Genomic DNA, 24,494 nt, shown 5'->3' with positions numbered 1-24,494 from the left:
ATGAGAAAACTGGCATTCGTCATACCGGCCTATAACGAAGAGGCGCTGATCGGCAAATGCCTCGAATCCGTGGTGGCGGAAATTGCCCGTTCCGGTGCGGATGCCGAAATCATCGTGGTCAACAATGCCTCGACCGACCGCACCGGCGAGATCGCCCGCAGCTTCCCCACGGTGCGCGTGGTCGATGAGCCCAAAAAGGGCCTGGTCAATGCGCGCGACGCCGGCTTTGCGGCCAGCGAAGGGTTCGAACTGATCGCCAATATCGACAGCGACACCATTGTTCCATCAGGCTGGCTCGACACCGTGCTGTCCGAATTTGCCCGCGATCCCGGGCTGGTCTGCCTTAGCGGCCCCTATGTCTACTATGACATGAGCGCCTGGAGCCGGTTCCTGGTGAACATGTTCTATGGGCTCACCTGGCTGATCTACGTCATCAACCGCTACGTGCTGCGCGTCGGCTCGGTGGTGCAGGGGGGCAATTTCGTGTTCAAGCGGGCCGCCTGGCAGCAGGTCGGCGGCTATGACCGCTCCATCCAGTTCTTCGGCGAGGACACCGATGTCGCCGTGCGCCTGTCCAAGGTCGGCGGCGTCAAATGGACCTTCGCGCTCAAGATGAAAACTTCAGGCCGACGCCTTGAAAAAGAAGGCGTGTTCCGTACTGCAGGCACCTATACGTTGAATTTTTTCTGGGTGACCTTCCGCGGCAAGCCGGCGACCAAGGAATACACCGATATCCGTCCGGACTGACGGCCCGAGGCCCGTCGCGGCCAACCTGTTCGGAATAACGCTGGCTTTTGGTCAGGCGATGTTAAGTTTCCCAACAGGCGGGAATCATCGGATGCTGATGCCGCGCTAGAATGGGTTGCCGCATGGAGCGGCAGAGGGCCGGAACGCCATGTCGATCCCCTCGCAACTGCCCCAGTTCGTCACCGCCGCCCGCACCGGGGCGCTGCAGGCATTGGCGTTGCAGTCAGGCCAGGTCCTGGATGCAAAAATCGTCGGCCCGGCGCCCAATGGCGGCACGCAGGTCGAGATCAAGGGGCAGTTGCTGAACCTGGTGCTGCCGACGCTGGTCAAGGCCGGCGAGATCATCAAGCTGGAAGTGCAGGGCAGCGGCGCGCAATTGCGCCTGGCGCTGCAGACGGCCACCACGCCGGTTGCCTTGCCACCGGCCAGTCCGGCCCCGGCCGCGCCAGGCCCGCAGGCCAATATTCCCCTGCCGCCGCAGGCAGGCATGGCTTCGCCACCACCACCGCCCGCCAGCGCAGTGCCGGCGCCCGCCGCATCTTTGGCGCAGCCTGCAACGGTAAGCTCGCCGGTGCCGGCCGCGACGGTCGTGACGCCACAACCAGCCGCCAGTGCCGGTGCTCCCATGCCGGCACAGGCAGCATTGCCGCAAGGCGCGCCACCGCCGGTCCAGGCCGCACCGGCGACGACACCAGCGCCGGCCGCTCCGGCCACTATCGCGCAGCCGCCCGCCCCGCCACCGGCCGCTACTGCCGCGCCGCCGTCGCAGCCGGCGGCCGCACCGGCAGCGATCTACCCGCAGGCGGCGACGCCCGCGCCTCGCAATCCCCTGGCGGCAGCCGCGGCGGCAACGGCGACCGTACCGGCCCGGCCGGCATCACCCGCGGTGGTTGCGGGTGCCGTGCGCCCGGTGGTCGCCACTACCGTCACGGCCAATGCCACCGCGCATTCCTCGCCGGGCAATGCGCTGCCGCAACAGCCGGCCCCACCGGCAGCGACGCCGCAGGCCGCCCTGGCCCAGATGGTGCAGGCTTCGGTGCCGCGTCAGGGCTCGGTCACGGCGCTGACCACGGCGCTTTCGAGCATTGCCGGAAGGGTCGTGCTGCCCGAGCCGGTCGCGCGCGCCGCCCAGCAGGTGCTGGCGGCCCGCACGGCAATCGATGGCCCGCGCTTCGACGGCACCGCCTTGCAGACGGCTATTCGCGGCTCCGGTGTGTTTCAGGAGGCCAATCTGGCGCGCGGCCAGCCCCTGATGCAGCCGGACATGAAATCGGCGTTGCTGGCCCTGCGCCAGACGCTGACCTCGTGGCTTGGCCAGCAGGCGCCGGTCGCTCCCGTCGCGCAAATTCCGCCGCCTTTGCGCGGCAGCACGCCAAGGGCGCGGGCCGCCGAAGCGCCACCGCTCGATCCGAAAGCGGCCCCCGAACAAGTGGGCAAGCACCTACTGGAGCGCACGGAATCGGCGCTGGCGCGGGTGCGGCTGCACCAGCATGCCTCGCTGCCCGATCCGGTGGGCCGCACGGCCGACCTGAGCATGGACCTGCCCGTCATGGTGGGGACGCACCAGACGCTGATGCAACTGCAGATTCACCGTGACCAGCACAATGAGGCCGAGACCGCCGCCGAGCGTGGCTGGCAGATGCGCTTCGCGCTTAGCCTGCCCGATATGGGCGAGGTGGGGGCGCAGGTCACCCTGCGGGGCGGGGCTGTCGGGGTGATGCTGTGGGCCACCGAGCCGGCGGCCTCGGCAGCGCTCGACGCCGAGATTGCCACACTGCGCGAAGCGCTGGCCGGGGCGGGTCTGCAACCCAGTGCCATCATCGTCCGTCACGGCGAACCGCTCGCGGCTCCCGCCGCGCCGTCGGGCCATTTCGTGGATGCGCGCACATGAGCGACGAGAGCAAGCCCCGCGCCCTCGCCGTGGCGCTGCAGTATGAGAAGGGGACGCGGGACGCCCCCCGCGTCGTCGCCAAGGGCCGGGGACTGCTGGCCGAGCGCATCGTGGACCTGGCGCGCGACAACGGTGTCGTCATCGAGACCAATCCGGTGCTGGCGGAGGCACTGAGCGGCGTCGAGCTCGACGACACCATCCCGCTCGAACTCTATGAGGCCGTAGCCATCGTCATCGGCTATGTGCTGCGGGTCAGCAGCCAGAAATAAGCAGAAAAAACCCGGCATGCTCGCTGCATGCCGGGCGCTTCCTGCGTAGAGGGCCGGCGTTACTGGACGCCGAGCATCTGCTTGGTGGCGGTTTCGGCCATGTCGCCGGCCTGCTTGATCTGCTCGGCCGTGAGGCCCTGCGCCGTGGCGGCATCCTCGGCCGCCTTGCGCGCCGCGGCGATGGTCTCGGCCTTCTGAGCGTCGGTCATGGTCGCAGCCTGCTCCTGGATGGCCTGCATGGCCTGATCCGGCGTAACCGCGGTCGTATTGGCGGCGGGGGCCATTGCCGGCTCGGCGGGAGCCGGCGCCACGACTTCGGCGGCCGGAGCGGTATCGGTGGGGGTTTCGGCTGGCGTTTCCGGGTTGCTGCAGGCGGCCAGGGTGAGCATGGCGACGGCGGCGAGCGGCAGCAGGATCTTGGTGTTCATTGGTATTTTCCCTGTAGATTCGGCAACTTGGGTGGCCGATCACAGTCTCGTTACACCGCCGCTTCCGGCAAAGTTTGGACCGACTGATGGCATTTTTGCGGCAGATAAAATGCCACCCATTGCAACCCACGGTCGGGCTGCCCACTTCCTGTGCATCATCAGTCGCTCAGGGAGTGGACACATGCCAAACCAGCAAGACCAGCAGGCGATCGACGGGCTGTTCGATCGCATCGAGGATGTGGCCCGCAACAGCCCGCCGCGCGATCGCGATGCCGAAGGGCTGATCCAGCAGCGGCTGCGCGAATTTGCACCGGCGCCCTACTACATGGCGCAGACCATCCTGATCCAGGAGCAGGCGCTGCAGCAGGCGCAGCAGCGCATCGAGCAGCTCGAGGCCAGCCAGCGCCCGACGGGCGGATTTCTCGGCGGACTGTTCGGCGGGGACGAGGCGCCGCAGCGGCGCCCGGCGCGCTCGCGCGGCCCATGGGATCGCCAGCAGGGCGACTATGACAACAGGCGCGGGCAGGGCGGCGGCTTTCTGGCCGGGGCGGCGCAGACGGCCATGGGAGTCGCGGGCGGCATGCTGCTCGGCAGCGCCATCGCCGGCATGCTGACCGGGGACGCCCATGCGCAGGAACATGGCGGCGACACCTCGGTCGACCAGGACTACCATACCGGCGGCGATGACTTCGACGGCGGCGACTTCGACATCGGCGGCGATTTTTAAATGCCAGCTGAATGGGCGCGCCAGCGTCCGTTCATTGCCTGCCTGCCATACCGGCTCTCATCGCAAAGCCAATGAGGGTCATGGCCATGCTCACTACCCGTCACCGTCGCGCCCTGGTGCGCAATTCACTCGTCTTCGCCGGGTTTGCCGCGCTGATCGTCCTGCTCGGGCTGCCGGCCAAGGCCTACGAGGTGCAGCAGGTCTTTGCCAATGACGAGGGGCAGGTGGCGTTCGTCATGCCCTCTGGCAATATCGGCTGCATCTATACGCCGGCAGGCGGCACCTCGTTCTACGAGACACAGGATGGCCTCGCCGAAATCCAGTGCGACCGGGTCGAGCCGAACTATGTTCGTGCCATACTGGGCGGGCAGGGCGAGGGCTACCTGATCGAGGATGTCGGCGATGCCAGCTGCTGCTCGCTGACCCAGCAGTTCCAGTATGACCACGTCGTCACGCTCGGGCCGTTCCAGTGCCTGTCGGAGCGGCGCGGCCTGACCTGCGCCCGTGCCGATGGCCACGGCTTCTTCCTCAGCCGTGCCCTGGTGCAGGCAAGGTAGCCGTCAGAACGTGCCGGGGGTCCGCTTCTCGTAGAACTCGTTGCCGCCCGCTTCGAGCACGTAATACATGTTGTTATAGGGGAAACGCAGCCCGGCCGTGTGGAAATGCTGGGCATTCTGCACGCCGGGATGCCGTGCGCCGCGCAACACCTGATCGGCCATCTGCGAGGCCAGAATGGCGCCGCTATCGGTCATCTTGCGGGTGAGCACGCCTTGGGCGAACTGATTTTTCTGGCCCACCACGCCGCACACGGTCCTGGGGTAACGGGCGTCGTTGACGCGGTTCATCACCACCGTTCCAACGGCCAGCATGCCCTCGGCGCTGGAGCGGTTGGACTCGAAATACATGGCGCGCATCATGCATTCCTTTTCGGAAAGCTGGGCCATGCCGAAATTGAGGCCGAGAAAACTGCACCCGCCGAGACTCGTCGCGGCGACGGCAAGGGCGGCCAAACGCAGGAGGGCTCTGGAAAGCGCCATGGGATATCTCCGGTCTGTTGCAATTGTGCAAGCCTGACCGAAAATGCCCCACCAGACTTAAGGAAGGTCTGAGCGAGAGGGTTAACGAATTCGCAAAAGCTAGTCGCGCGTGAAGAGGAGTGCCGAAAGCAGGGCGATGGTGCCAAGCGCCACGAGTACCGGCACCGGATTGTCCTGGATCGCCTTGCCGGCCACGCTGGCCTGGCGGTTGACCTGGCGCGCCATCACGGCGCCCTGGTGACGGACTTCCTTGGCCAGAGCCAGCGCATTGTGCTGCACATCGCCCAGATGATGACCGCCATAGTCGCCGACCGCATCGGCCACGGCGGCGATTTCCTTACGCAGGGCGGCGATCTGGTCGAACAGCGCGTCCGACACGCTTTCCCCGGCGTCTTCGACAGTCTTGAGTGTGCGTTTTGCTGCTGTGGCCATGGGAAGGCTCCGGGTGAGTGGTGGTTGCAGGCTCAACTCATGCTGAGCCTGGAGGTTCCCGACGGTGACGCAGCGCATGCTTTCAAGGCCGGTTCCCGCGAAAATGTGACCCCGCCCCTCTTGGCCCGCCGCCTTCGTCACCCCAGATTGCAGTTGGAGCATTGCCAGAAGAGGGGACCGACCATGGCAACCAAGAGCCGCGCCCGCCTCAACCGCCAGTTCGACCGCCTGCAGCGCCGCATACCCGACTTCGCCGCGCGCCTGCTGCAGCGTATCCGCCGCCCCGAGGCGCGCTGGATCCGCATCCCGCTGGGGCTGTTGCTGGTGCTTGGCGGCATCTTCAGCTTCCTGCCGGTCCTCGGCATCTGGATGCTGCCGCTCGGCCTGCTGTTGCTGGCGCTCGATCTGGTGTTCCTGCAGGGACCGGTCAATTCGGCCATCGTGCGTGGCACGCGCAAATGGAACATCTGGAGCCGCGCGCGCCGCGACAAGAAGGCGGCCGGGCGCTAGCGGGGGCCCTACAGGATAGCCGCCTCGATGAGGTCGATGGCGGCTGCCAGCTTCTCGTCGATGATATGCAGGTATTGCCGCCAGTCATCGACATGGCCGAGTTCGGCCGTGCCATCGGAAATACCCCGCAGGGCGAGCAGCGGCACGTCAAACGCCTGGCAGGCGCGCAGCACCGCATAGGTTTCCATATCCACCATCTCGGCGTCGATGCCGTCATAGGCGGTGCCCGAAACGACATTAGCCCCGGTCGAGAGCGTGGCGCTGGGCAAGCCGTCGATTACGCGCAACGGCAGCACCGGCGGCAGATCGAGCAGCGGCGTCTGCCCCTTGGGGAAACCGAGAGCGGAGGCATCCATGTCCCGATAGGAAACGCTGCTGGCCTGGTAGAGGCCGCATTGCTCCAGTACGCGCGAGCCGGCCGAACCGAGCGAGACGACGAGGTCGGGCGCGGTGCCGGCATGATGCGCGTCGGCCAGCGCCTGTGTCACGGCTACAGCCGCTTCCACCGGGCCGATTCCTGATATCAGCGGCGTGATCCGGGCTTGCAGATGCGGCCCGTATTCGGCCTCCACAGCCATGACATAAAGGATGTTCATGCCGCCAAGGCTAGCATGACCCGGCCGCTTGCCAAGCGCCCTCATTACCGGTTCGGTAATCGGGACGTGGCAATCTGATGCGACAGGCAGCGCCAGAAGGCATGCTGTGGGGCTTCAGGGGACTGACGTGCGTTTCGCGGTGATCGAGGAGAGCAGGGAATGGACCGAGCCGGCGCGGCGCGGTTCCGATCCTGCGATGATGTCCGTATTGGTCGAGGATGTTGAGGCCGAGGCCCGCCGCCGCCTGCGATCCTGCCGCCTGCAGGAATGGCGCAACCGCGAATTCATCACCGGCCGTCCCATGCCCGACGATATCCGCCATTTCGCCCTGCAGGTGGAATTTGCCGCACTGGCCATTTCGCGGCTCTCGCCGATCCCGCAAGACTTCGACAGCGACGTCTATTGGCCCCGCCAGCCGGGCTGCTGAGCCCGGCGATCAGGCGGCCTTCTTGACGCGCGGCGCCCGCTTGCGCGGCGGCGCGACTATCTGCGGGGCAACCGCCGGTACGGCGGTTGCCAGTTCGGCCATGGCCGCGAACCAGTATCGCTGATCCTGCCCCTGCGGGCGCCCATCGGCCTCCCACAATTCATAGGCACGGTGTCTCACCTGATCTTCCATCGGTTGCCTCACGCTGACTGATGGCCGCAGCCTGCCCGAACATGGTTTCCGGAGGGTGAATGCCGGCATGGGTGCCTCTGTCGGCGCCGGCCGGCCTGCCACGTCCTTGCGGCAAGGTCCGCTGCCGACACCGGCTGATGCCGCCGCGCGTTACCGGTTGGAATTCGGACCGAATGCCAATAGTTTGGCTCGCCCGGCGAGCCGTTTCAGGTGACATGATGACCAAGCCATTCCACCACATCCTGGCCAACAATCTGGTGGCCAACATCACCAATTTCACCGTGTGGTTCGCACTGACCTTCTGGGTCTATATCGAGACGCAATCGGTTTTCGCCACCGGCATGATCGCCGGCGTCTACCTGGTGTTCACCGCCGCCTTCGGCTTCTGGCTGGGCAGCATCGTCGACCACAACCCCAAGAAGCTGGCCATGATGGGGTCGAGCCTGGTGTCGCTCGGCTTCTATGTGCTGTCGCTGGCCATGGTGCTGTTCGAGCCCGAAGGTGCCTTTGCCAATCCCTATGGCTGGTATCTCTGGGGCTTCGTATTCCTGGTGATGCTGGGCGTCATCGCCGGCAATATCCGCAGCATCGCCCTGCCGACGCTGATGACCATCCTGATCCCCGAGGATGAGCGCGACAAGGCCAACGGCCTGGTCGGCATGGTCAGCGGCATCGGCTTTCTCACGACATCGGTGATATCGGGGTTTCTGGTCGCCTGGGGCGGCATGTTCGCAACCCTGCTGCTGGCCTTGGCGCTGACCTTGCTGGCCTTCATGCATCTGAATTTCGTGCGCATTGACGAGGGCCGGGCCGAGCCGACACCGGACGAACCGGCTGCGCCCAAGACAGTGGACATCAAGGGCACCATCCGCGTCGTCGCCGCCGTGCCGGGGCTATTTGCACTGATCTTCTTTGCCACCTTCAACAATTTCCTCGGCGGCATCTTCATGGCCTTGCTCGATGCCTATGGCCTGTCGCTGGTATCGGTCCAGGTCTGGGGGCTGCTGTTCGGCGTGCTGTCGACGGCCTTCATCATCAGCGGCATCGTCATTTCGCGGACCGGGCTGGGCAAAAATCCGTTGCGGACGCTGCTGATGGTCAATGTGATCACCTGGTCGGTCTGCTGCGTGTTTACGCTGCAAAGCTCGATCTGGCTGCTGGCCGGCGGCATGTTCGTCTGGATGCTGCTGGGCCCCTATGCCGAAGCCGCTGAGCATACCACCCTGCAGAAGGTGGTGCCGCTGGAGCGGCAGGGGCGCGTCTTCGGCTTCGCCCAGTCGATCGAGCAGTCCGCCTCGCCGCTGACGGCCTTTCTCATCGGCCCGCTGACCCAGTTCTACTTCATCCCGCTGATGACCGATGGCGCCGGGGCCGACACTATCGGCAGCTGGTTCGGCACCGGGCCGGAGCGGGGCATCGCCCTGGTCTTCACGCTGGCCGGCGTGGTCGGAGTGATCGTCACCATCCTGGCATTCAACTCGCCGCAATACCGGCAGCTCTCGGCATTCTACGCCAGGGGGTCCGATGACGATGCGGCCGGTGGCGGTACACCGGCCGCCAATCCGGCCTAGGCTGGCTGCAACTGCCCTTGCTGCGGCACGCCTGGCCGGGGGAAGGTGAGGGCGACCAGGGCTGCTGCCAGTCCGATGGCGGCCGAGCTGACATAGAGCCAGTGATAGTCGCCATAGGTATCGAACAGCCAGCCGCCACCCACCGGGCCGAAGGCCATGCCGATGCTCGACGTCATGGTGATGCCGCCCAGCACCGTGCCCATGACATGGGCCGGGAAATAGTCGCGGGCCAGCACGGCATAGAGCGGCATGACGCCGCCATAGGCCAGGCCCAGCACCATGGCCAGCATGTAGAACTGGGTCAGCTCGCCGATATAGATGTAGGTATAGATGCCCACCGCCTGCAGCACGAGGCCGCCGACGATGACCCGCTTGACCCCCAGCCGGTCGGCCAGCACGCCGAAGATCAGCCGGCCGAACAGCCCGGCCACGCCCTCGACGCTGTAGATGCTGGCTGCGGCCAGGGCCGAGGCGCCGCACAGCATGGCATAGCTCACCGTGTGGAAGATCGGCCCGGAATGGGCGGCGCAGCAGAGAAAGAACACGCCGGCCAGTACGATGAATTGCGGCTTGCGGAAGACGCTGGCAATGGAGGGACGCGCGGCGGGCATGGGCGTCTCGCCACCCTCGGCCGGGGCGTTCATGACGGCGGGCGGCCGGCGGATGAGCATGGCGGTGGGCAGAATGAGAACAGTCGCCACCAAGGCGGTCGTCATCATCGCATTGCGCCAGCCCATCTGCTCGATGAGCACGGTGGCCAGCGGCGTGATCACCATGGGCGCGACGCCGCCGCCCAGCGAGACCAGCGACACGGCAAGGCTGCGATGCTTGTCGAACCAGCCGATGACGGTGGCCATCAGCGGCGCGAAAAAGGCGCCACCGGAAGCCCCCACCAGCCCGCCATAGGCGATCTGGAAGACCAGCAGGTCATTGGCCCGGCTGGCGATGAACAGGCCCAGCCCCAGCGTGACGGCCGCGATCAGCACCACCGGCCTGGCGCCGATGCGATCGGTCAGCGTGCCCCAGAGGAAGCCGGCCACGCCCATGACGATGAAGCCGATGGTCATGGCGCCGGAAATACCGGCCCGCGTCCAGCCGGTTTCGTCGGCCATCGGTTGCAGATAGACGGGCAGGGCGAACATCGCGCCCATCGCCAGACAGGTGATCAGCGCACCGGCGCCGACGATGACCCAACCATATCGATTTTCCATTTTTCGCCGCTCCTCAAGCGTTTGCACCTTAAAGACGAACGCTAGCCGTTGAAATCGACATGGTGGGAGTAACATTGTTGACGGGCGGCCGAGCGCCGATTTGCCCCGCAGCGGTTTACATCTGGGCCTCAGTCCCTACATTGGACCCTCGCTGTCGCGCACCTTGCGCGGCCTCGCTGGAAAAGGGCGTCGAGCAATCCGCCCGCACTCACAGAAGGAAACAGCCATGACGGAAGCCAAGATGGGCGACGTCGTCCGCATCAACTATACCGGGCGCCTGACCAACGGCACGCAGTTCGACTCCTCCGCCGGCAAGGAGCCGCTGGAATTCACCATCGGCCTGGGCCAGGTCATCAGGGGCCTCGAAGCCCATGTCGCCGGTATGGAGCCGGGCCAGAAGGACACCGTGACCATTCCCTGCGCCGAGGCCTATGGCCCGCACCGTGCCGAAGCCATCCAGACGCTGGACCGCGCCAAGGTGCCTTCGGGCATCGATGTGCGCCCCGGCACGCAATTGCAGGCGCGAACCGCCGATGGCGGCATGTTGCCGATTACCGTGGTGGAAGTGGATGACAGGAGCGTCAAGGTCGACGCCAACCATCCGCTGGCCGGGCAGGACCTGGTGTTCGACGTCGAACTGCTCGAGATCGTCCAGGCGGCCTGACGGCCGGATGAAGCAGGGCGGGCGCGCCGTCGCCGCATGGGCTAGTGTTGCCCTCCACGCCTGAGGAGGAGATGCAGCATGGACCGATTTACCGGCGGATGCCTCTGCGGCAATGTTCGCCTCGTGGCGACGGGGCGCCCGCTTCGCGTGGGCATCTGCCACTGCCTCGATTGCCGCAAGCATCACGGCGCGCTGTTCTACGCCGCCGCGATCTTCCCGCAGGACGCGGTGACCATCGAAGGGGACGCACACGCCTATCAGGGCCGCCACTTCTGCCCCCGCTGCGGCTCATCGGTCTTCGCCCGCAGCGGCGACGAAGTGGAAGTGCATCTGGGCACGCTGGACGCGCCGAACCAGTTCGTGCCGAGCTATGAAGGCTGGACCCTGCGGCGGGAGGCGTGGCTGCCGGAATTTCCGGGTATGATGGGATATGAGCGCGACCGGGGCTAGGCGTGCCGAGGCCGACTTGCTGTGATCGCGGATTGGTTGCGGCAGCGGGGAGGGACCGGACAGCCGAAATTGCCGCCCGGCTTGCGCTTGCGGTTACACGGGTAATGGGCGGCCTTTGACTCGCCGCCCATCACGATCCGCTTTTGCATGAGGTATGGTTCAGGCGGTACCAGTATTGCAGGTCCGGCTGCCGTATTTCCCCTCACTGAACAGGCGCCCCCGTCCCACGGTCTCCCCGCCCGGCCCTGCGTCGGGGCCGCGTGAATGGCGGGAATGACGGCATGATGGCATGGGCGCCCGGAGCGGGGATAAGTTTTTTCCCGGCGGTTCAGACATGCTTGGATGGAAAGCCGTCGCTATCGAGCGCGGGGGCAGGCGCCGGCGCGCGCGTCAGGTACTCATAGCGCTCCTCGAAGGCCAGCGATGCTGCCGTCAGCCGCGACACCAGAATGGCGAAATCGGCCACGGTCAGCGGCCGCTCCAGATCGATCCACAGGAAGCGCGGCATGGCCGGTTCGCGGGCGAACAGGCGGTTGGCCGCGTGGCAGATGGCGTTGAACTGGCGCAGCGTCAGATCGCCCACCATGCCCGTCGGCTTGGCCTTGCGCAGCACGTAGTTGAGCGCGGCCAGGTCCTTGGAGAAGCGATTATAGGCAATAATGGCACGGCGGCTGAGTTTGGGTTGGGTCATTTGGGGTCCCTCCGGTGAGAGGACAGGATAAGGCAACGGGGCGGGAGGGGGAGAAGTGAGGCTGACGCGGCCGGTCCGGACAAAATGCCGGGCGATAGAAGGGTTTCACACCAGCGCGATTTGTCCGTCTGCGCGTTGCCGTGCGGGCGCAACGCGCCTATCTGGACGGCATGAAACGCGCCGCGAAATCCGCTGACGAAGCAAAGCTGACCCGGGAATGGGCGCTGCCATCAGGCGCCACGCTGGGCTCGTCAGTGCGCGCCAGGGGCATCATGCTCGAAATGCGGGCCCGGCTGCCGCTGAAGCTGCGCAAGGCGCTCGATATCCGGGGCAGCGAACTGCTGCTGCGCCTGCCCGAAAGCGAGGCGGCAGCGTTTCGCGACGCGGCGGCACTCGTCTCGGCTGGCCTGGTCGGCATCGAGAGCCTGCCGGTCATTCCGCGCGAGATCGAGGATATCCTCGATATCAAAACCACCGAGCGGCACCGCTGGCTCAAGGACGGCCGCCTGCCCAGCGCCGGCATCCGCACGGTGAAACTGCGCGGCCGCGCCCGCAAGATCACCTTCCACGTCTTCGACCCACGGATGGTGGAAGACCTGCTCGACAGCGGCGTCATCGACGACTGGCGCGAACAGGACGCCGAAACGGCGCGGGAGAACCGCCAGCGGGCGGCCTGGCAGCGCAAGCTGGCGCGGGCGGAGAAGACGGGACAGGGGGTGCCGGATGGGGATGGCGAGCGCGTGGAACTGGTGGACTGGGCGGCGTTCGAGCGCGAAGGACTGTTGCGGTAAGGTCGGAGGGCTTGCCCGAATCGCCGTGTCATCCCGGCGAAGGCCGTAATCCATCCTGAGGTCTTTCCATGCCCACGGAACGCCCGGCCATCTCAGGATAGATTCCGGCCTGCGCCGGAATGACACCGAGAGAGTTGAAAGCGCAGATCGTTCATGCTTTGTTCGAGCCATGAGCAGGATTTATCTCGTCTACATCATGGCCAACCGCAAGCGCGGCGCGGTCTATACCGGCGTGACCGGCAATCCCGAAGGGCGTGTCTGGCAGCACAAGAACCACGTCTTCAAGGGCAGCTTCACCGACCGCTACGACTGCGACAAGCTGGTCTGGTACGAAGTGCATGAGGACGTTGAGGCCGCCATCCTGCGGGAGAAGCGGATCAAGGAATGGCACCGGCCCTGGAAGGATCGGCTGATCGAGGCGATGAACCCCGGTTGGCGGGATTTGTCCAAGGATTTGGGGTTCTGACGCCGCTGTCGCCCGCATGCCCGCCCACCCACGGTGTCACCCCGGCGAAGGCCGGGGTCCATCCTGAGGTCTTTCCGCATCTACGGCAGGTTGGGCCATCTCAGGATGGATTCCGGCCTTCGCCGGAATGACACCGAGAATGTTGAAAGTTGCGTGCCCCAAGTCATCATGGCCAACCGCAAGCGCGGCGCGATCTAGACAGCTCCACCGATCGCTACGATTGCGACAAGCTGGTCTGGTACGAAGTGCATGAGGACGTCGAGGCGGCCATCCTGCGGGAGAAGCGGATCAAGGACTGGAAACGTCCCTGGAAGGACCGGCTGATCGAGGCGATGAACCTGGACTGGCGGGATTTGTCCAAGGATTTGGGGTTCTGAAGCGCCCGTCAGCCCGCATGCCCGCCCACCCACCGTGTCACCCCGGCGAAGGCCGGGGTCCATCCTGAGGTTATTCCGCATCTACGGCAGGCTGAGACATCTCAGGATGGATTCCGGCCTTCGCCGGAATGACATCGTGGGTGTTGATATGACTACTCAGGCAACTTAGGTCGCCAATGGAAGTTTGCCTCGGTACGGCTTAGGTGGCTTAAGACGACTGGAATATCGCTGGTTCCAGTCCGCAGCCTTAGCGGGCAACTTGCTCTCCCAATCGGTCAACGGTGTAAAGTTGCCCTTTTCCAATTCTTTACGTTCCATCTGACGAAAAGCCTGCGCTCTCGCTAGGTCCCGCAGGATTTGATTGGCGTCATCATCGCCAATTGAAGACAATCCCAAGTTTCCTTTGAAGTAGCGCGCGTGAATCCATCTAAAGACTTCGTGGATAGCTAATATTGCCTTACTGACCTTTCTGCGCGTTGCGCGAGCCAAAAGGTTGACCTGTCCCGTTATCTGCTCGAAGTCGTTGTGACCAATGTGTTTATCGCGCCACGATCTGGCAAACGCACACTTCAGTTTCGCCGCTCTAATCCGTCTGTTGAGTCCTATCTTGTGACGTGTAGGATCCAGGAGCAGCAAAGCGTCTATCGAGAGGTTTGTGCGGCCCCGCATTTGTGGTGCGTCTGTGAGGCGGCATAGGCCCAATAAGACGTGCTCGAAGAGCATGTTTTGCAGTACGTGAGAAAAAAGACCGCTACTTTTGTTCAGGATATCGACGGCTTCCTGCGACCCGTAGAGCGTTTCATAGCGATCCCAATTTGCGGAAACCCGCCACAGTTCTTGGAGCGCATGATGAAATGCTTTACCATACTGGGCTCCAAGCACTCGCTGGTCGTTAGCGAGTGCTTCCTCTGCAGTTCTATGACCCATCGGCAGCAATCGGCACTAGCGGCCTCAGCTGCACCCCGTCGTCGTCCCGCACGTATCGCATTTCAAGCACGTGCCGTTCCGGACCATCGTAAAGTTGTGGCATTCGGTGCACTGGTCGCCCGTATAGCCCTTCATCTGGGCTTCGGCCCGCAGCAGGCCGGCGTCCTTGGATGGGGGCGGGCTGGGGATGGGGTTGAGTTCGGCGGCGGGGAAGGCGGCCGGGGCGAGTTGGGTGTCCTGCTTGAGGGCGGTGGCGGAGCGCAGCGCCGTCACGGTTGAGGTCTGCATGGCCTGGACCGGGTTGAACTGGGGCTGGTCGCCCGAGACGATCATCAGGTTCTTGTTGGCCACGCGGCCGCGGGTCATGCCGCGGGAGACAAAGCGCTCGGCGGGCACCGGGGCAGGGGCGGACGCCGCAGCGCGCGCACCCTTCTCCTCGGCAACGCCCTTGCCGAGCGAAGTCGGGCTGTCCGGATTGACATGGGCCAGATCATCCCGGTCGAGATAGGAAACGGCCAGTTCGCGGAACACGTAATCGAGAATGGAGGTCGCGTTCTTGATGCGGTCATTGCCCATGACCATGCCGGCGGGCTCGAAGCGGGTGAAGGTGAAGGCCTCCACGAATTCGTCCAGCGGCACGCCATATTGCAGGCCGATCGAGATGGCGATGGCGAAATTGTTCATCATGGCGCGGAAGGCGGCGCCTTCCTTGTGCATGTCGATGAAAATCTCGCCGAGGCGTCCATCGCCATATTCGCCGGTATGGACATAGACCTTGTGACCGCCCACGACCGCCTTCTGGGTATAGCCCTTGCGGCGGTCCGGCATCTTCTCGCGGGAGCGGATTTCCACTTCGCGCTCGATGATGCGCTCGACGATCTTTTCGGCGATCGCGGGGACGCGGGCATCGGCATTCATGGCGGTGAGGGCTTCGACCGCGTCGTCGTCCTCGTCTTCATCGGCGGCTGACAGCACCGAGGAATTGAGCGGCTGGCTCAGCTTGGAGCCGTCGCGATAGAGCGCGTTGGCCTTGAGCGCCAGGCGCCAGGACAGCATGTAGGCTTCCTTGGCTTCTTCCACCGTGGCGTCGTTGGGCATGTTGATGGTCTTGGAAATCGCACCCGAAATGAAGGGCTGCGCCGCCGCCATCATCAGGATGTGGCTTTCGACCGAGAGATAGCGCTTGCCGATCTTGCCGCAGGGCGTGGCGCAATCGAAGACGGGCAGGTGCTCATCCTTGAGATGGGGGGCGCCTTCCAGCGTCATGGCGCCGACAACATGCAGGTTGGCAGCCTCGATATCCTTCCTGGAAAAACCGAGGAAGGGCAGCAGCTCGAACGAGAAATCGTTCATCTGCTCGTCGGTAACACCGAGCGACTTGAGGAAATCGACACCCAAAGTCCACTGGTTGAAGATGAACTTGATGTCGAAAGCCGAGGCGGTCGCGGCGTTGAGCGCGGCGATCTTCTCGTCGGTAAAGCCCTTGCTGCGCAGGGTAGACGGATTGACACCCGGCGCCTGGTTGAGATTGCCATGGCCGACCGCATAGGCCTCCATTTCGGCAATCTGGCTCTCGGAATAGCCCAGGGTGCGCAGAGCCGGGGGAACGGCGCGGTTGATGATCTTGAAGTAGCCGCCACCGGCGAGCTTCTTGAACTTGACCAGCGCGAAATCGGGCTCGATGCCGGTCGTGTCGCAATCCATGACCAGGCCGATCGTGCCGGTCGGGGCGATCACCGAGACCTGCGCATTGCGGTAGCCGTGCTTTTCGCCCAGCGCCAGGGCATTGTCCCATGCCACCTTGGCGCGTTCGGAAAGGTTGGCGTCGATCAGCGAGGCATGGTCGAGCGGCACCGGGGCGATGCTGAGCGCTTCGTAGCCGGTAGCATGGCCATGGGCGGCGTTGCGATGGTTGCGGATGACGCGCAGCATATGCTTGGCATTGCGCTTGTAATCCTTGAAGGCGCCCAGCTCCTTGGCCATTTCGGCCGAGGTGGCATAGGAAACGCCGGTCATGATCGCGGTGACGGCGCCGGCAATGGCGCGGCCCTCAGCCGAGTCATAGGGAATGCCCGAGGTCATCAGCAGCCCGCCGATATTGGCGTAGCCGATGCCGAGGGTCCGGTATTCGAACGAGCGTTCGGCAATGGCGCGCGAGGGGAACTGCGCCATCATCACCGAAATTTCGAGCACAATGGTCCACAGGCGCACGGTATGCTCATAGGCGGCCGTGTTGAAGGAACCATCGGCATTGCGATAGGGCAGCAGGTTGACCGAGGCCAGGTTGCAGGCCGTGTCGTCGAGGAACATGTATTCCGAGCAGGGGTTCGACGCATTGATCGGACCGGCTTCGGGGCTGGTGTGCCACTCGTTGATGGTGGTGTGATACTGGATGCCGGGATCGGCCGAGGCCCAGGCGGCATAGCCGACCTGTTCCCAGAGATCGCGGGCCTTGAGCGTCTTGGTGACCTTGCCGGATGAGCGGGCCTTGAGATCCCAGTCGCCATCGCCTTCGACGGCGCGCAGGAAGTCATCGGTGACGCGGACGGAATTGTTGGAATTCTGGCCGGACACGGTGAGATAGGCTTCGCTGTCCCAATCGGTGTCATAGACCGGGAATTCGATATCGGTATAGCCCTGCCTGGCGAACTGGATGACGCGGAAAATGTAGTTTTCCGGCACCAGCGCCTTCTTGGCGGCGCGGACTTCGCGCTTGAGGGCGGGGTTCTTGGCCACGTCGAAGCAATCGTCGCCGCTGCCTTCGCAGTTGACGGCCGCTTTCATGATGAGCTTGAGGTGTTTGGAGACCACCTTGGAGCCGGTCACCAGGGCCGCAACCTTCTGCTCTTCCTTGACCTTCCAGTTGATATATTCCTCGATATCGGGGTGATCGATATCGAGCACCACCATCTTGGCGGCACGGCGCGTGGTGCCGCCCGACTTGATGGCGCCGGCAGCGCGGTCGCCGATCTTGAGGAAGCTCATCAGGCCGGAGGACTTGCCGCCGCCCGAGAGCTTTTCGCCCGAGCCGCGCAGGGCCGAGAAGTTGGTGCCGGTGCCCGAGCCATACTTGAACAGGCGCGCCTCGCGGACCCAGAGGTCCATGATGCCGTTTTCGTTCACCAGGTCGTCGTTCACGGACTGGATGAAGCAGGCATGGGGCTGCGGGTGCTCATAGGAGCTCTTGGAGCTGACCAGCTTGTGGGTGAAGGGATCGACATAGAAGTGGCCCTGGCCGGGGCCGTCGATGCCATAGGCCCAATGCAGGCCGGTATTGAACCACTGGGGCGAGTTCGGGGCCACGCGCTGGGTGGCGAGCATGAAGGCGAGTTCATCGCGGAAGGCGAGGGCGTCTTCCTCGGAGGCGAAATAGCCACCCTTCCAGCCCCAATAGGTCCAGGTGCCGGCGAGGCGGTCGAAGACCTGGCGAGAATCCATTTCCGAGCCATAGCGCTCGGCTTCGGGGAGCTTGGCCAGCGCAGCCTCGTCGGGAACGGAGCGCCACAGCCAGGAGGGAACGGAATTCTCCTCGACCTTCTTGAGAACCTTGGCGACGCCGGCCTTGCGGAAATACTTCTGCGCAATGATATCGGCGGCAACCTGGCTCCAGGCCGCCGGGATCGCGATGTTCTCGAGCTTGAAGACGACCGAGCCGTCGGGATTGCGAATCTCGCTCGTGGCCGAGCGGAATTCGATGGACCCGTAGCGGTCTTCATTGGCAGTCGTGAACCGGCGTTCGATGTGCATAGTCGTCGTATTCCCCAATAGAACGAGCACACGAATGCCCGCGAGCCGAAACCCGGCTTCTCACCCAAATCTGTCTTGACGCTTCACCAACCGAGCCCGGGAGGCGGGCTCGAAAATCTTGCCTGTTGCCCGGGCTCGGCACCGGTCTTTTGCCAGCGCTCCTACCCGGGGCTTGCCCGCCGCAGAAACTGCACCGGACCGTCGAAAACATTCCTCCGATTCAGCAGCCGCGTCAACGCAACAAATCACAAGGTCTAGTGGTCGGGATGAGCATCACGACAACCACTAGTAGGGGTAATATGTGGATTACGGGGACAAACTGCAAGGAAAACACGGCGCTTGGCTGGGCCATTTGAGGCTTTTCCGCAGGTGTGTTCAGCGCCGAAATCCAGGCCGAAGACTCCCCGCTAAGGCCACGGAAATCCTTGAGGATCACGCGCCACCACCCGCTGTTAACCGGCGATTCACCATGCCGGCGAAAGCCAGAATCGAGCGGCGGGAAAGCTGTCAAGCGCAGAAATTTCGCCGATTTTCATCGCCGCCAAATGGACACTAGCGCTTGTGGGTCAGTCGGGCGTCCGCACACCATGGCGTTGTGCATGCCAGACCCGCAGCGCGACGGCAGCATTGTAGTTTCCGGGGAGGCGGCGGAGATTCCTGTCGCATCCTGCCTGGAAGGAATGGGTCGGCGCCATCAGAAGCCCAGCGCCGTGGCGATGTCGAGCCAAGCCGCCAATTCGGTCTAGGCTCCGTCCGCGACCCATGTTACACCCGGCCAACTCGCATATCTCGACGGCGGAATCGACACGTGGCCCAATCCGGTATCAAGCAGTTCCTCACTGAAATCTTCTCCTGGTGGAGCGGCCAGACCTGGGGCACGCGGCTGTGGATCTGGCGCTTCGGCGACTATGTCGGCAGCGATGAATTCGGCAACAAATACTACCAGGATCGCAAGGCCGACCGGCGCTACGTGACCTATGGCGGCGGCTATGCCGACGCTTCGTCCATTCCGCCCGGCTGGCACGGCTGGATGCACCACCGCACCGATATCGTGCCAAGCGATGCCAAATATGCCGCCCGCGGCTGGGAAAAGCCGCACGAGCCCAACCTGACCGGCACGGCCGCGGCCTATCGGCCCGATGGCAGCCTGCTCAACAAGGGCGAACGCCCGCGTGTGACCGGTGACTACGACGCCTGGTCGCCCGAATAAGGACCGCGGCGCCTTGCGCCCGAGCAGCCGATCCATCCTGACCCTGGCCCGAGCGCTGGTTCCCCTGCTGGGGCTGGCGCTTGCGACGCCTGCTGCCGCCCAGCCGATCGCCAATCCGGTGGCAACCTTTGCCGGCCTCGACAAGATTACCGGCCGCATAACCCGCTTCGATGTCTATATCGACGAGACGGTGCTGTTCGGCGCGCTCGAGATCACCCCGCGTGCCTGCTACAACCGCCCGGCCACCGAAACGCAGCGCGTATCGGCCTTTCTCGAAGTCGACCAGCGCAGCCTGACGGGTGTGTCCAAGCGCATCTTCACCGGCTGGATGTTCGCCGACAGTCCGGCGCTCAACGCCGTCGATCACGCGATCTATGACGTCTGGCTGATCGAGTGCAAAACCAGCACCGACGTTCCCCCGCCCGACGAGCGGTAGCTCCGGCGCCGATGTCGTCGGAATCACTGTCGGAATCCTCGACGCCCGGCCGTCCTTGACCTCGGGACAGCGCAGCACTGTGCTGCGGCAAGCCGGGAGGTATTCATGTTGCTCAAGGACAAGACCGCCATCGTCTACGGTGGCAGCGGTGCGGTCGGTGGCGCGGTCGCCAGAGCCTATGCGCGCGAGGGGGCGCATGTGTTCCTCGCGGCGCGCCATCGCACAAGCCTCGACGCCGTTGCCGCCGATATCCGGGCCACAGGGGGCAGGGCCGAAGTCACCCTGGTCGACGCTACCGACAGGGCCGGTATCGAGGCGCATCTGGCCGATGTTGCCGCCAAGGCCGGGCCGGTCAGGCTGATGTTCAATGGCGTATCCTGGGACGATACCCAGGGCGAACTGCTGACCGACATGAATTTCGACCGCATGCTGGCCCCGATCCGGACCGCGATGGCCACCTGGTTCCATACCGGCGCCGCCGTGGCACGCCATATGGGCGACAATGGCGGGGGCGTCATCGTCGGCATCACTGCCAATGTGGGGCGCTGGCCGGTGCCGTATGTCGGCGGTTTCGGCGTGGCCTGTGCGGCAGTCGAGAATTACCTGCGCCAGCTTGGCATGGAAAACGGCTCGCAGGGCGTGCGCGTCTGCTGGGTGCGGTCGCCGGGTTCGCCCGATGCTCCGGGCGTGCGCGAGGCCTGGCAGTTGCGCGCCAACGAACTCGGCATCACCTTCGACGAGGTCCATCGCGAATTCGCCAAGGATACGCCACTGCGCAAGGTCACGGCGCTGGCCCAGGTGGCCGATGCCGCAGTCCTGCTGTCGAGCGACCTGGCGGCGGGCATGACCGCGACGCTGGCCAATGCCACCGGCGGCGCCCTGGTGGACTAGCCTTCCTGCTTCTCCTCCAAAGGCGAGGTAAGATCGCAAGCCCGATCAAGCTGCGGTGGATGGCCCGGTCCAGTCTGCATCATCGACAAGAGGAGACCAGGAACAATGCTGACCGAACCCAGGATCGTCGAGAAGACGCCCCAGCCCTATGCCGCCATCCTGCTGACGCTGCGCCAGCCGGAAATTTCGCGGCAGGCGCCGCCATTGATCGAGGACGTCATCAAATGGGTGAAGGGGCAGGGCGGTGAACTCACCGGCGCGCCGTTTTTCAACTACGTCACCTTCTTCCCCGGTGACATGATGGAAATGCAGGTGGGCATGCCGACTGTCACCGTGCTCAAACCCGAGGGCCGTTTCGCCACCGGCACCATTCCCGGCGGCAAATATGCTTCGCTTACCGCAACCGTGCCCTATCACGAACTGCACGGTGCCAACATGACGCTCGGCGACTGGGCCAAGGCCAACGGCTACCAGCTCGATGGAGTGCCCGATGGCGACAATTTCATCAACGCCGTCAGGATGGAAATCTACCACAAGGATCCCGGCGAAGACCCTTCCGGGCATCCGGTGACCGAACTCGCCTTCAGGCTGAAGCCGTAGCGTCCCAGGCAGACCAGTCGCCATGGATGGGGAGCGCTTCGGCAAGGCGCTCCTCATAGGCGCTGCGCGGAATCTCGACGCCCCCCAGCGAGGCCAGATGGTCGGTGACAAACTGGGTGTCGAGCAGCACGAAGCCGCCGGCCCTGAGCCGTTCGACCAGGTGGGCCATCGCCATCTTGCTGGCATTGGTCCGGCGGTGGAACATCGATTCCCCGAAGAACGCGCCGCCGATGGCCAGCCCATAGAGCCCGCCGGCCAGCTCGGTCCCGTCCCACACCTCCACCGTATGCGCCACGCCGCGCCGGAACAGCTCGCCATAGACCGAGCGGATGGTGCGGTTGATCCAGGTGGTGTCGCGATCCGCGCCGACAGTGGCGCAGCCCTCGATGACCGCCTCGAAATCGGTATCGACCTTGACCGTGTAGCCCGATTTGCGGATCGCCTTGCGCAGGCTGGTCGACAGACGGAAGCCATCGAGCGGAATGATGCCCCGCATTTCCGGGCTGACCCAGAACAGGTTCTCATCCGCCGCATCCTCCGACATCGGAAAGATGCCGGCGCGATAGGCGCGCATGATCAGCTCGGGGGTGATCTCGATATCGAAGGGGTCTTGTCGCCGGGCCATCTGGGTTCCCTTCTACACCTCTCCCTTTGGGGGAGAGGTCGGCGCACAGCGCCGGGTGAGGGGGCCTTTACCACGCACCGTATCCAGCAAAGGCCCTCTCACCCGACCCAAGAGGGTCGACCTCTCCCCCAAAGGGAGAGGTGAAGAGGGGCATGCCGCACTAAACCTTGTTCGCCGCCAGATACTTTTCCAGCCAGTGGATGTCATAGTTGCCGGTCAGGATATCCGGTTCCTTGATCAGGCGCTGGAACAGCGGCAGCGTGGTCTTGACACCATCCACCACGAATTCATCGACCGCGCGGCGCAGGCGCTGCAGGCATTCGTCGCGAGTGCGGCCATAGACGATGAGCTTGCCGATGAGTGAATCGTAGTAGGGCGGAATCTTGTAGCCCTGATACACCGCCGAATCGACGCGCACGCCGACGCCACCGGCCGGATGGTAGAAGGTGATGGTGCCGGGCGAGGGCGCAAAGGTCTGCGGGTCCTCGGCATTGATGCGCACCTCGATGGCATGGCCGTAGAACTGCACATCCTTCTGCGCCATGGAGAGTTTCTCGCCAGAGGCGACGCGGATCTGCTCATAGACGATGTCGATGCCGGTGATGCGCTCGGTGACGGGGTGTTCCACCTGCAGGCGGGTGTTCATCTCGATGAAGTAGAATTCACCGTTCTCGTACAGGAACTCGATGGTGCCGGCGCCCGAATATTTGAGCTTGCGCATGGCCACGGCGCAGATTTCGCCAATCTTGTCGCGCTCTTCGGGCAGGATGGTGGGGCCACCGGCCTCTTCCCACACCTTCTGGTGGCGGCGCTGCAGCGAACAGTCGCGCACGCCCAGATGCACGGCATTGCCCTGGCCATCACCCAGCACCTGCACCTCGATATGGCGCGGCTTGCCGAGGTATTTTTCCATATAGACGGAATCGTTGCCAAAGGCGGCCTTGGCCTCGGAGCGGGCGGTCGACCAGGCGACCAGCACGTCCTTTTCGGTCTGCGCCACCTTCATGCCGCGCCCACCGCCACCGGCGGTTGCCTTGATGAGCACCGGATAGCCGATTTCCCTGGCGGTCTTCCTGGCGTCGTCCTCGCTCTCGACCGCACCGGCCGAGCCGGGAACCACGGGGATGCCGAGCTCCACGGCGGTCTTCTTGGCGGTGATCTTGTCGCCCATGATCTCGATATGGTGCGACGAAGGACCGATGAAGGTCACCTTGTGTTCGGTCAAAATCTTGGCGAAACGGGCGTTTTCAGAGAGGAACCCATAGCCCGGATGCACGGCATCGGCGCCGGTTATCTCACAGGCGGCCATGATCGAGGGAATGTTGAGATAGCTGTCCTTGGCCGCTGGCGGCCCAATGCAGACGCTTTCGTCGGCCAGGCGCACATGCATGGCATTGGCGTCGGCGGTGGAGTGGACCGCCACGGTCTGGATGCCCAGTTCCTTGCAGGCGCGCAGGATGCGCAGGGCGATTTCGCCTCTATTGGCGATGAGGACCTTCTGGAACATGAGGTCCCCCTTACTCGATGACGACGAGCGGCTCGCCGTATTCCACCGGCTGGGCATCCTGGACGAGGATGCGCGTGACGGTGCCGGAGCGGTGCGCCGGGATCTGGTTCATCGTCTTCATCGCCTCGATGATAAGCAGGGTCTGCCCTTCGGTAACCTTGGTGCCGACTTCGGCAAAGGTCGGCTTGCCCGGTTCGGGCGAACGATAGGCGGTGCCGACCATGGGAGAGGTCAGCGTGCCCGGATTGGAGGCGAGGTCTTCGGCGGCGGCGGGAGCGGCCGATGGCACGGAACCGGCCGGCGTCAGCGGAGCGGGAGCGGCGGCCTGCTGCGGCACGTAATGCTGCGGCGGCGCTGCATAGGTCACGCCTTCATTGGCGTAGGAGCGGGTGACGCGGACCCGGAAGTCCTCCTGCTCGATCTCGATCTCGGCGAGATTTTCCTTGTTGAGCAGCTCGGCAATGGCCCGGATCAGATCCTGATCCACTTGCGATGACTTGGTCATTCTTGTCGGTCTCCCGCGCAGCACGCGTTGATCGTTATTTGAGTTTTTCGGCGAGCGCTATCAGCGCCAGTCTATACCCGGTGACGCCAAAGCCGCAAATGACGCCAAAGGCGACGGACGACACAAAAGAGTGGTGCCGCACCGCTTCCCGCTGGTGGATATTGGAGATGTGAACCTCGGCAACCGGCAATCCGACACCCTTGAGCGCATCGTGGATGGCCAGCGAGGTATGCGAATAGGCAGCCGGGTTGATGAGGATGGCATCGGCGGTGTTGCGGGCCTCCTGAATCCAGGTGACCAGCTCGCCTTCATGGTTGGATTGACGGAAATCCACGCTGAGGCCGAACTCGGCGCCGGTCGTCTTGCACAGCGCCTCGACATCCCCAAGCGTTGCGGCGCCATAGATGTCGGGCTCGCGGGTACCGAGCATATTGAGGTTCGGGCCGTTGAGGACGAGAACGCGTTTAGCCATGATTTTGCCTTTTGCACCGGCGCTTCCGGCCGGCGCAAGTCCGGTTATACGAAATGCACCGAAAAGGCAAAGAACACGGCAGAAGTGGGAGTTAGCT

General features: G+C 64.3%; 28 protein-coding genes and 2 pseudogenes. 17 read left to right on the top strand and 13 right to left on the bottom strand.

The features are described from left to right. The 3 genes from ASD04_RS02375 (at position 1) to ASD04_RS02365 (ending at position 2,907) form a co-directional block, all read left to right on the top strand. On the top strand, positions 1 to 747 hold the full coding sequence (locus tag ASD04_RS02375) for a glycosyltransferase family 2 protein (protein WP_056251928.1): 747 nt from the start codon (positions 1 to 3) through the stop codon (positions 745 to 747). A gap of 148 nt (positions 748 to 895) precedes the next feature. Continuing rightward, a complete protein-coding gene (locus ASD04_RS19940; protein WP_056251924.1) occupies positions 896 to 2,638 on the top strand; it encodes a flagellar hook-length control protein FliK in 1,743 nt (580 codons plus the stop codon). Then, the gene (locus ASD04_RS02365) at positions 2,635 to 2,907 is read left to right on the top strand and encodes an EscU/YscU/HrcU family type III secretion system export apparatus switch protein (protein ID WP_056251922.1); all 273 of its coding nucleotides are present in this window, start codon (positions 2,635 to 2,637) and stop codon (positions 2,905 to 2,907) included. The genes ASD04_RS19940 and ASD04_RS02365 overlap by 4 nt, the downstream gene beginning before the upstream one ends. Before the next feature lie 59 nt (positions 2,908 to 2,966). Here the strand turns inward: ASD04_RS02365 and ASD04_RS02360 are convergent, their stop codons facing one another. After that, positions 2,967 to 3,335: a hypothetical protein gene (locus tag ASD04_RS02360; protein ID WP_056251920.1), complete on the bottom strand. Its 369-nt coding sequence runs from the start codon at positions 3,333 to 3,335 to the stop codon at positions 2,967 to 2,969. A gap of 181 nt (positions 3,336 to 3,516) precedes the next feature. Here ASD04_RS02360 and ASD04_RS02355 point away from each other — a divergent pair, with 181 nt between their 5' ends. Beyond that, positions 3,517 to 4,062 carry a DUF2076 family protein gene (locus ASD04_RS02355; RefSeq protein ID WP_082530921.1) on the top strand — a complete coding sequence of 182 codons (546 nt, stop codon included), beginning with the start codon at positions 3,517 to 3,519 and terminating at the stop codon, positions 4,060 to 4,062. A gap of 86 nt (positions 4,063 to 4,148) precedes the next feature. Beyond that, positions 4,149 to 4,619 carry a hypothetical protein gene (locus ASD04_RS02350; RefSeq protein ID WP_244488227.1) on the top strand — a complete coding sequence of 157 codons (471 nt, stop codon included), beginning with the start codon at positions 4,149 to 4,151 and terminating at the stop codon, positions 4,617 to 4,619. 21 nt (positions 4,620 to 4,640) lie between these two features. Here the strand turns inward: ASD04_RS02350 and ASD04_RS02345 are convergent. Together ASD04_RS02345 and ASD04_RS02340 are read right to left on the bottom strand one after the other, a co-directional pair. Next, positions 4,641 to 4,997: pseudogene (locus ASD04_RS02345) on the bottom strand (cell wall hydrolase); the annotation flags it as partial. A gap of 201 nt (positions 4,998 to 5,198) precedes the next feature. After that, complete coding sequence (locus tag ASD04_RS02340) at positions 5,199 to 5,531, bottom strand: hypothetical protein (RefSeq protein ID WP_056251914.1); 333 nt, start codon at positions 5,529 to 5,531, stop codon at positions 5,199 to 5,201. A 183-nt stretch (positions 5,532 to 5,714) separates the two neighbouring features. Here ASD04_RS02340 and ASD04_RS02335 point away from each other — a divergent pair, with 183 nt between their 5' ends. Further along, the gene (locus ASD04_RS02335) at positions 5,715 to 6,041 is read left to right on the top strand and encodes a hypothetical protein (protein WP_056251911.1); all 327 of its coding nucleotides are present in this window, start codon (positions 5,715 to 5,717) and stop codon (positions 6,039 to 6,041) included. Between the two features lie 8 nt (positions 6,042 to 6,049). Here ASD04_RS02335 and ASD04_RS02330 read toward each other — a convergent pair whose 3' ends face one another. Continuing rightward, positions 6,050 to 6,637 (bottom strand): 5'-methylthioadenosine/S-adenosylhomocysteine nucleosidase, encoded by a 588-nt coding sequence (locus ASD04_RS02330; RefSeq protein WP_244488226.1) that lies wholly within the window; start codon positions 6,635 to 6,637, stop codon positions 6,050 to 6,052. A gap of 127 nt (positions 6,638 to 6,764) precedes the next feature. On the opposite strand from ASD04_RS02330, the gene ASD04_RS02325 reads away from it, so the two are divergent. After that, positions 6,765 to 7,064 carry a hypothetical protein gene (locus ASD04_RS02325; protein WP_056251906.1) on the top strand — a complete coding sequence of 100 codons (300 nt, stop codon included), beginning with the start codon at positions 6,765 to 6,767 and terminating at the stop codon, positions 7,062 to 7,064. Between the two features lie 87 nt (positions 7,065 to 7,151). On the opposite strand, the pseudogene ASD04_RS20030 reads toward ASD04_RS02325, so the two are convergent. After that, positions 7,152 to 7,256, bottom strand: a pseudogene (locus ASD04_RS20030) (DUF2934 domain-containing protein); the annotation flags it as partial. 218 nt (positions 7,257 to 7,474) lie between these two features. On the opposite strand from ASD04_RS20030, the gene ASD04_RS02315 reads away from it, so the two are divergent. Further along, positions 7,475 to 8,827 carry an MFS transporter gene (locus tag ASD04_RS02315; RefSeq protein WP_200940213.1) on the top strand — a complete coding sequence of 451 codons (1,353 nt, stop codon included), beginning with the start codon at positions 7,475 to 7,477 and terminating at the stop codon, positions 8,825 to 8,827. Here ASD04_RS02315 and ASD04_RS02310 read toward each other — a convergent pair. Beyond that, positions 8,824 to 10,038 (bottom strand): MFS transporter, encoded by a 1,215-nt coding sequence (locus ASD04_RS02310; RefSeq protein WP_056251900.1) that lies wholly within the window; start codon positions 10,036 to 10,038, stop codon positions 8,824 to 8,826. The two genes, ASD04_RS02315 and ASD04_RS02310, sit on opposite strands and share 4 nt — an antisense overlap. 226 nt (positions 10,039 to 10,264) lie before the next feature. On the opposite strand from ASD04_RS02310, the gene ASD04_RS02305 reads away from it, so the two are divergent. Next, the gene (locus tag ASD04_RS02305) at positions 10,265 to 10,702 is read left to right on the top strand and encodes a peptidylprolyl isomerase (protein ID WP_056251897.1); all 438 of its coding nucleotides are present in this window, start codon (positions 10,265 to 10,267) and stop codon (positions 10,700 to 10,702) included. 78 nt (positions 10,703 to 10,780) lie between these two features. After that, positions 10,781 to 11,152, top strand: coding sequence for a GFA family protein (locus ASD04_RS02300; RefSeq protein ID WP_056251894.1), 372 nt, complete (start codon positions 10,781 to 10,783; stop codon positions 11,150 to 11,152). A 328-nt stretch (positions 11,153 to 11,480) separates the two neighbouring features. On the opposite strand, the gene ASD04_RS02295 is transcribed toward ASD04_RS02300, so the two are convergent. Continuing rightward, positions 11,481 to 11,843 carry a hypothetical protein gene (locus ASD04_RS02295; protein ID WP_056251893.1) on the bottom strand — a complete coding sequence of 121 codons (363 nt, stop codon included), beginning with the start codon at positions 11,841 to 11,843 and terminating at the stop codon, positions 11,481 to 11,483. Positions 11,844 to 12,013: 170 nt separating this feature from the next. On the opposite strand from ASD04_RS02295, the gene ASD04_RS02290 reads away from it, so the two are divergent. The 3 genes from ASD04_RS02290 to ASD04_RS02280 all read left to right on the top strand — a co-directional run bounded on the left by ASD04_RS02290 (position 12,014) and on the right by ASD04_RS02280 (position 13,477). After that, positions 12,014 to 12,634 (top strand): hypothetical protein, encoded by a 621-nt coding sequence (locus ASD04_RS02290; protein WP_056252822.1) that lies wholly within the window; start codon positions 12,014 to 12,016, stop codon positions 12,632 to 12,634. A gap of 169 nt (positions 12,635 to 12,803) precedes the next feature. Further along, positions 12,804 to 13,100, top strand: coding sequence for a GIY-YIG nuclease family protein (locus tag ASD04_RS02285; RefSeq protein WP_056251888.1), 297 nt, complete (start codon positions 12,804 to 12,806; stop codon positions 13,098 to 13,100). 149 nt (positions 13,101 to 13,249) lie between these two features. Then, positions 13,250 to 13,477 (top strand): GIY-YIG nuclease family protein, encoded by a 228-nt coding sequence (locus ASD04_RS02280; RefSeq protein WP_056251885.1) that lies wholly within the window; start codon positions 13,250 to 13,252, stop codon positions 13,475 to 13,477. Between the two features lie 165 nt (positions 13,478 to 13,642). Here the strand turns inward: ASD04_RS02280 and ASD04_RS02275 are convergent, their stop codons facing one another. Together ASD04_RS02275 and ASD04_RS02270 are read right to left on the bottom strand one after the other, a co-directional pair. Further along, entirely contained in the window at positions 13,643 to 14,404 is a 762-nt protein-coding gene (locus ASD04_RS02275; protein WP_056251881.1) for a hypothetical protein, read from the bottom strand. A gap of 24 nt (positions 14,405 to 14,428) precedes the next feature. Further along, on the bottom strand, positions 14,429 to 18,151 hold the full coding sequence (locus ASD04_RS02270) for a vitamin B12-dependent ribonucleotide reductase (protein ID WP_056251878.1): 3,723 nt from the start codon (positions 18,149 to 18,151) through the stop codon (positions 14,429 to 14,431). A gap of 823 nt (positions 18,152 to 18,974) precedes the next feature. On the opposite strand from ASD04_RS02270, the gene ASD04_RS02265 reads away from it, so the two are divergent. From ASD04_RS02265 to ASD04_RS02250, 4 genes are all read left to right on the top strand, one after another. Then, on the top strand, positions 18,975 to 19,361 hold the full coding sequence (locus ASD04_RS02265) for an NADH:ubiquinone oxidoreductase subunit NDUFA12 (RefSeq protein WP_056252818.1): 387 nt from the start codon (positions 18,975 to 18,977) through the stop codon (positions 19,359 to 19,361). Between the two features lie 55 nt (positions 19,362 to 19,416). After that, positions 19,417 to 19,797 carry a DUF2155 domain-containing protein gene (locus ASD04_RS02260; protein ID WP_244488241.1) on the top strand — a complete coding sequence of 127 codons (381 nt, stop codon included), beginning with the start codon at positions 19,417 to 19,419 and terminating at the stop codon, positions 19,795 to 19,797. A 105-nt stretch (positions 19,798 to 19,902) separates the two neighbouring features. Then, complete coding sequence (locus ASD04_RS02255; protein ID WP_056251873.1) at positions 19,903 to 20,688, top strand: SDR family NAD(P)-dependent oxidoreductase; 786 nt, start codon at positions 19,903 to 19,905, stop codon at positions 20,686 to 20,688. A 105-nt stretch (positions 20,689 to 20,793) separates the two neighbouring features. After that, entirely contained in the window at positions 20,794 to 21,288 is a 495-nt protein-coding gene (locus ASD04_RS02250) for a GyrI-like domain-containing protein (protein WP_056251870.1), read from the top strand. Here the strand turns inward: ASD04_RS02250 and aat are convergent. From aat to aroQ, 4 genes are all read right to left on the bottom strand, one after another. Then, positions 21,272 to 21,913 carry a leucyl/phenylalanyl-tRNA--protein transferase gene (aat, locus tag ASD04_RS02245; RefSeq protein WP_056251868.1) on the bottom strand — a complete coding sequence of 214 codons (642 nt, stop codon included), beginning with the start codon at positions 21,911 to 21,913 and terminating at the stop codon, positions 21,272 to 21,274. The genes ASD04_RS02250 and aat overlap by 17 nt on opposite strands. Before the next feature lie 160 nt (positions 21,914 to 22,073). Next, complete coding sequence (accC, locus tag ASD04_RS02240; RefSeq protein ID WP_056251864.1) at positions 22,074 to 23,420, bottom strand: acetyl-CoA carboxylase biotin carboxylase subunit; 1,347 nt, start codon at positions 23,418 to 23,420, stop codon at positions 22,074 to 22,076. Positions 23,421 to 23,430: 10 nt separating this feature from the next. Further along, positions 23,431 to 23,925, bottom strand: coding sequence for an acetyl-CoA carboxylase biotin carboxyl carrier protein (gene accB, locus ASD04_RS02235; protein WP_056251861.1), 495 nt, complete (start codon positions 23,923 to 23,925; stop codon positions 23,431 to 23,433). 34 nt (positions 23,926 to 23,959) lie between these two features. Next, on the bottom strand, positions 23,960 to 24,397 hold the full coding sequence (aroQ, locus tag ASD04_RS02230) for a type II 3-dehydroquinate dehydratase (protein ID WP_056251859.1): 438 nt from the start codon (positions 24,395 to 24,397) through the stop codon (positions 23,960 to 23,962). Between the last annotated feature and the right edge of the window lie 97 nt (positions 24,398 to 24,494).

This window comes from Devosia sp. Root436 (assembly GCF_001426345.1).
Lineage (GTDB): Bacteria > Pseudomonadota > Alphaproteobacteria > Rhizobiales > Devosiaceae > Devosia.
The sequence above is the reverse complement of the archived record's forward strand: the minus strand, read 5'-3'. Positions and strand labels throughout refer to the sequence as shown.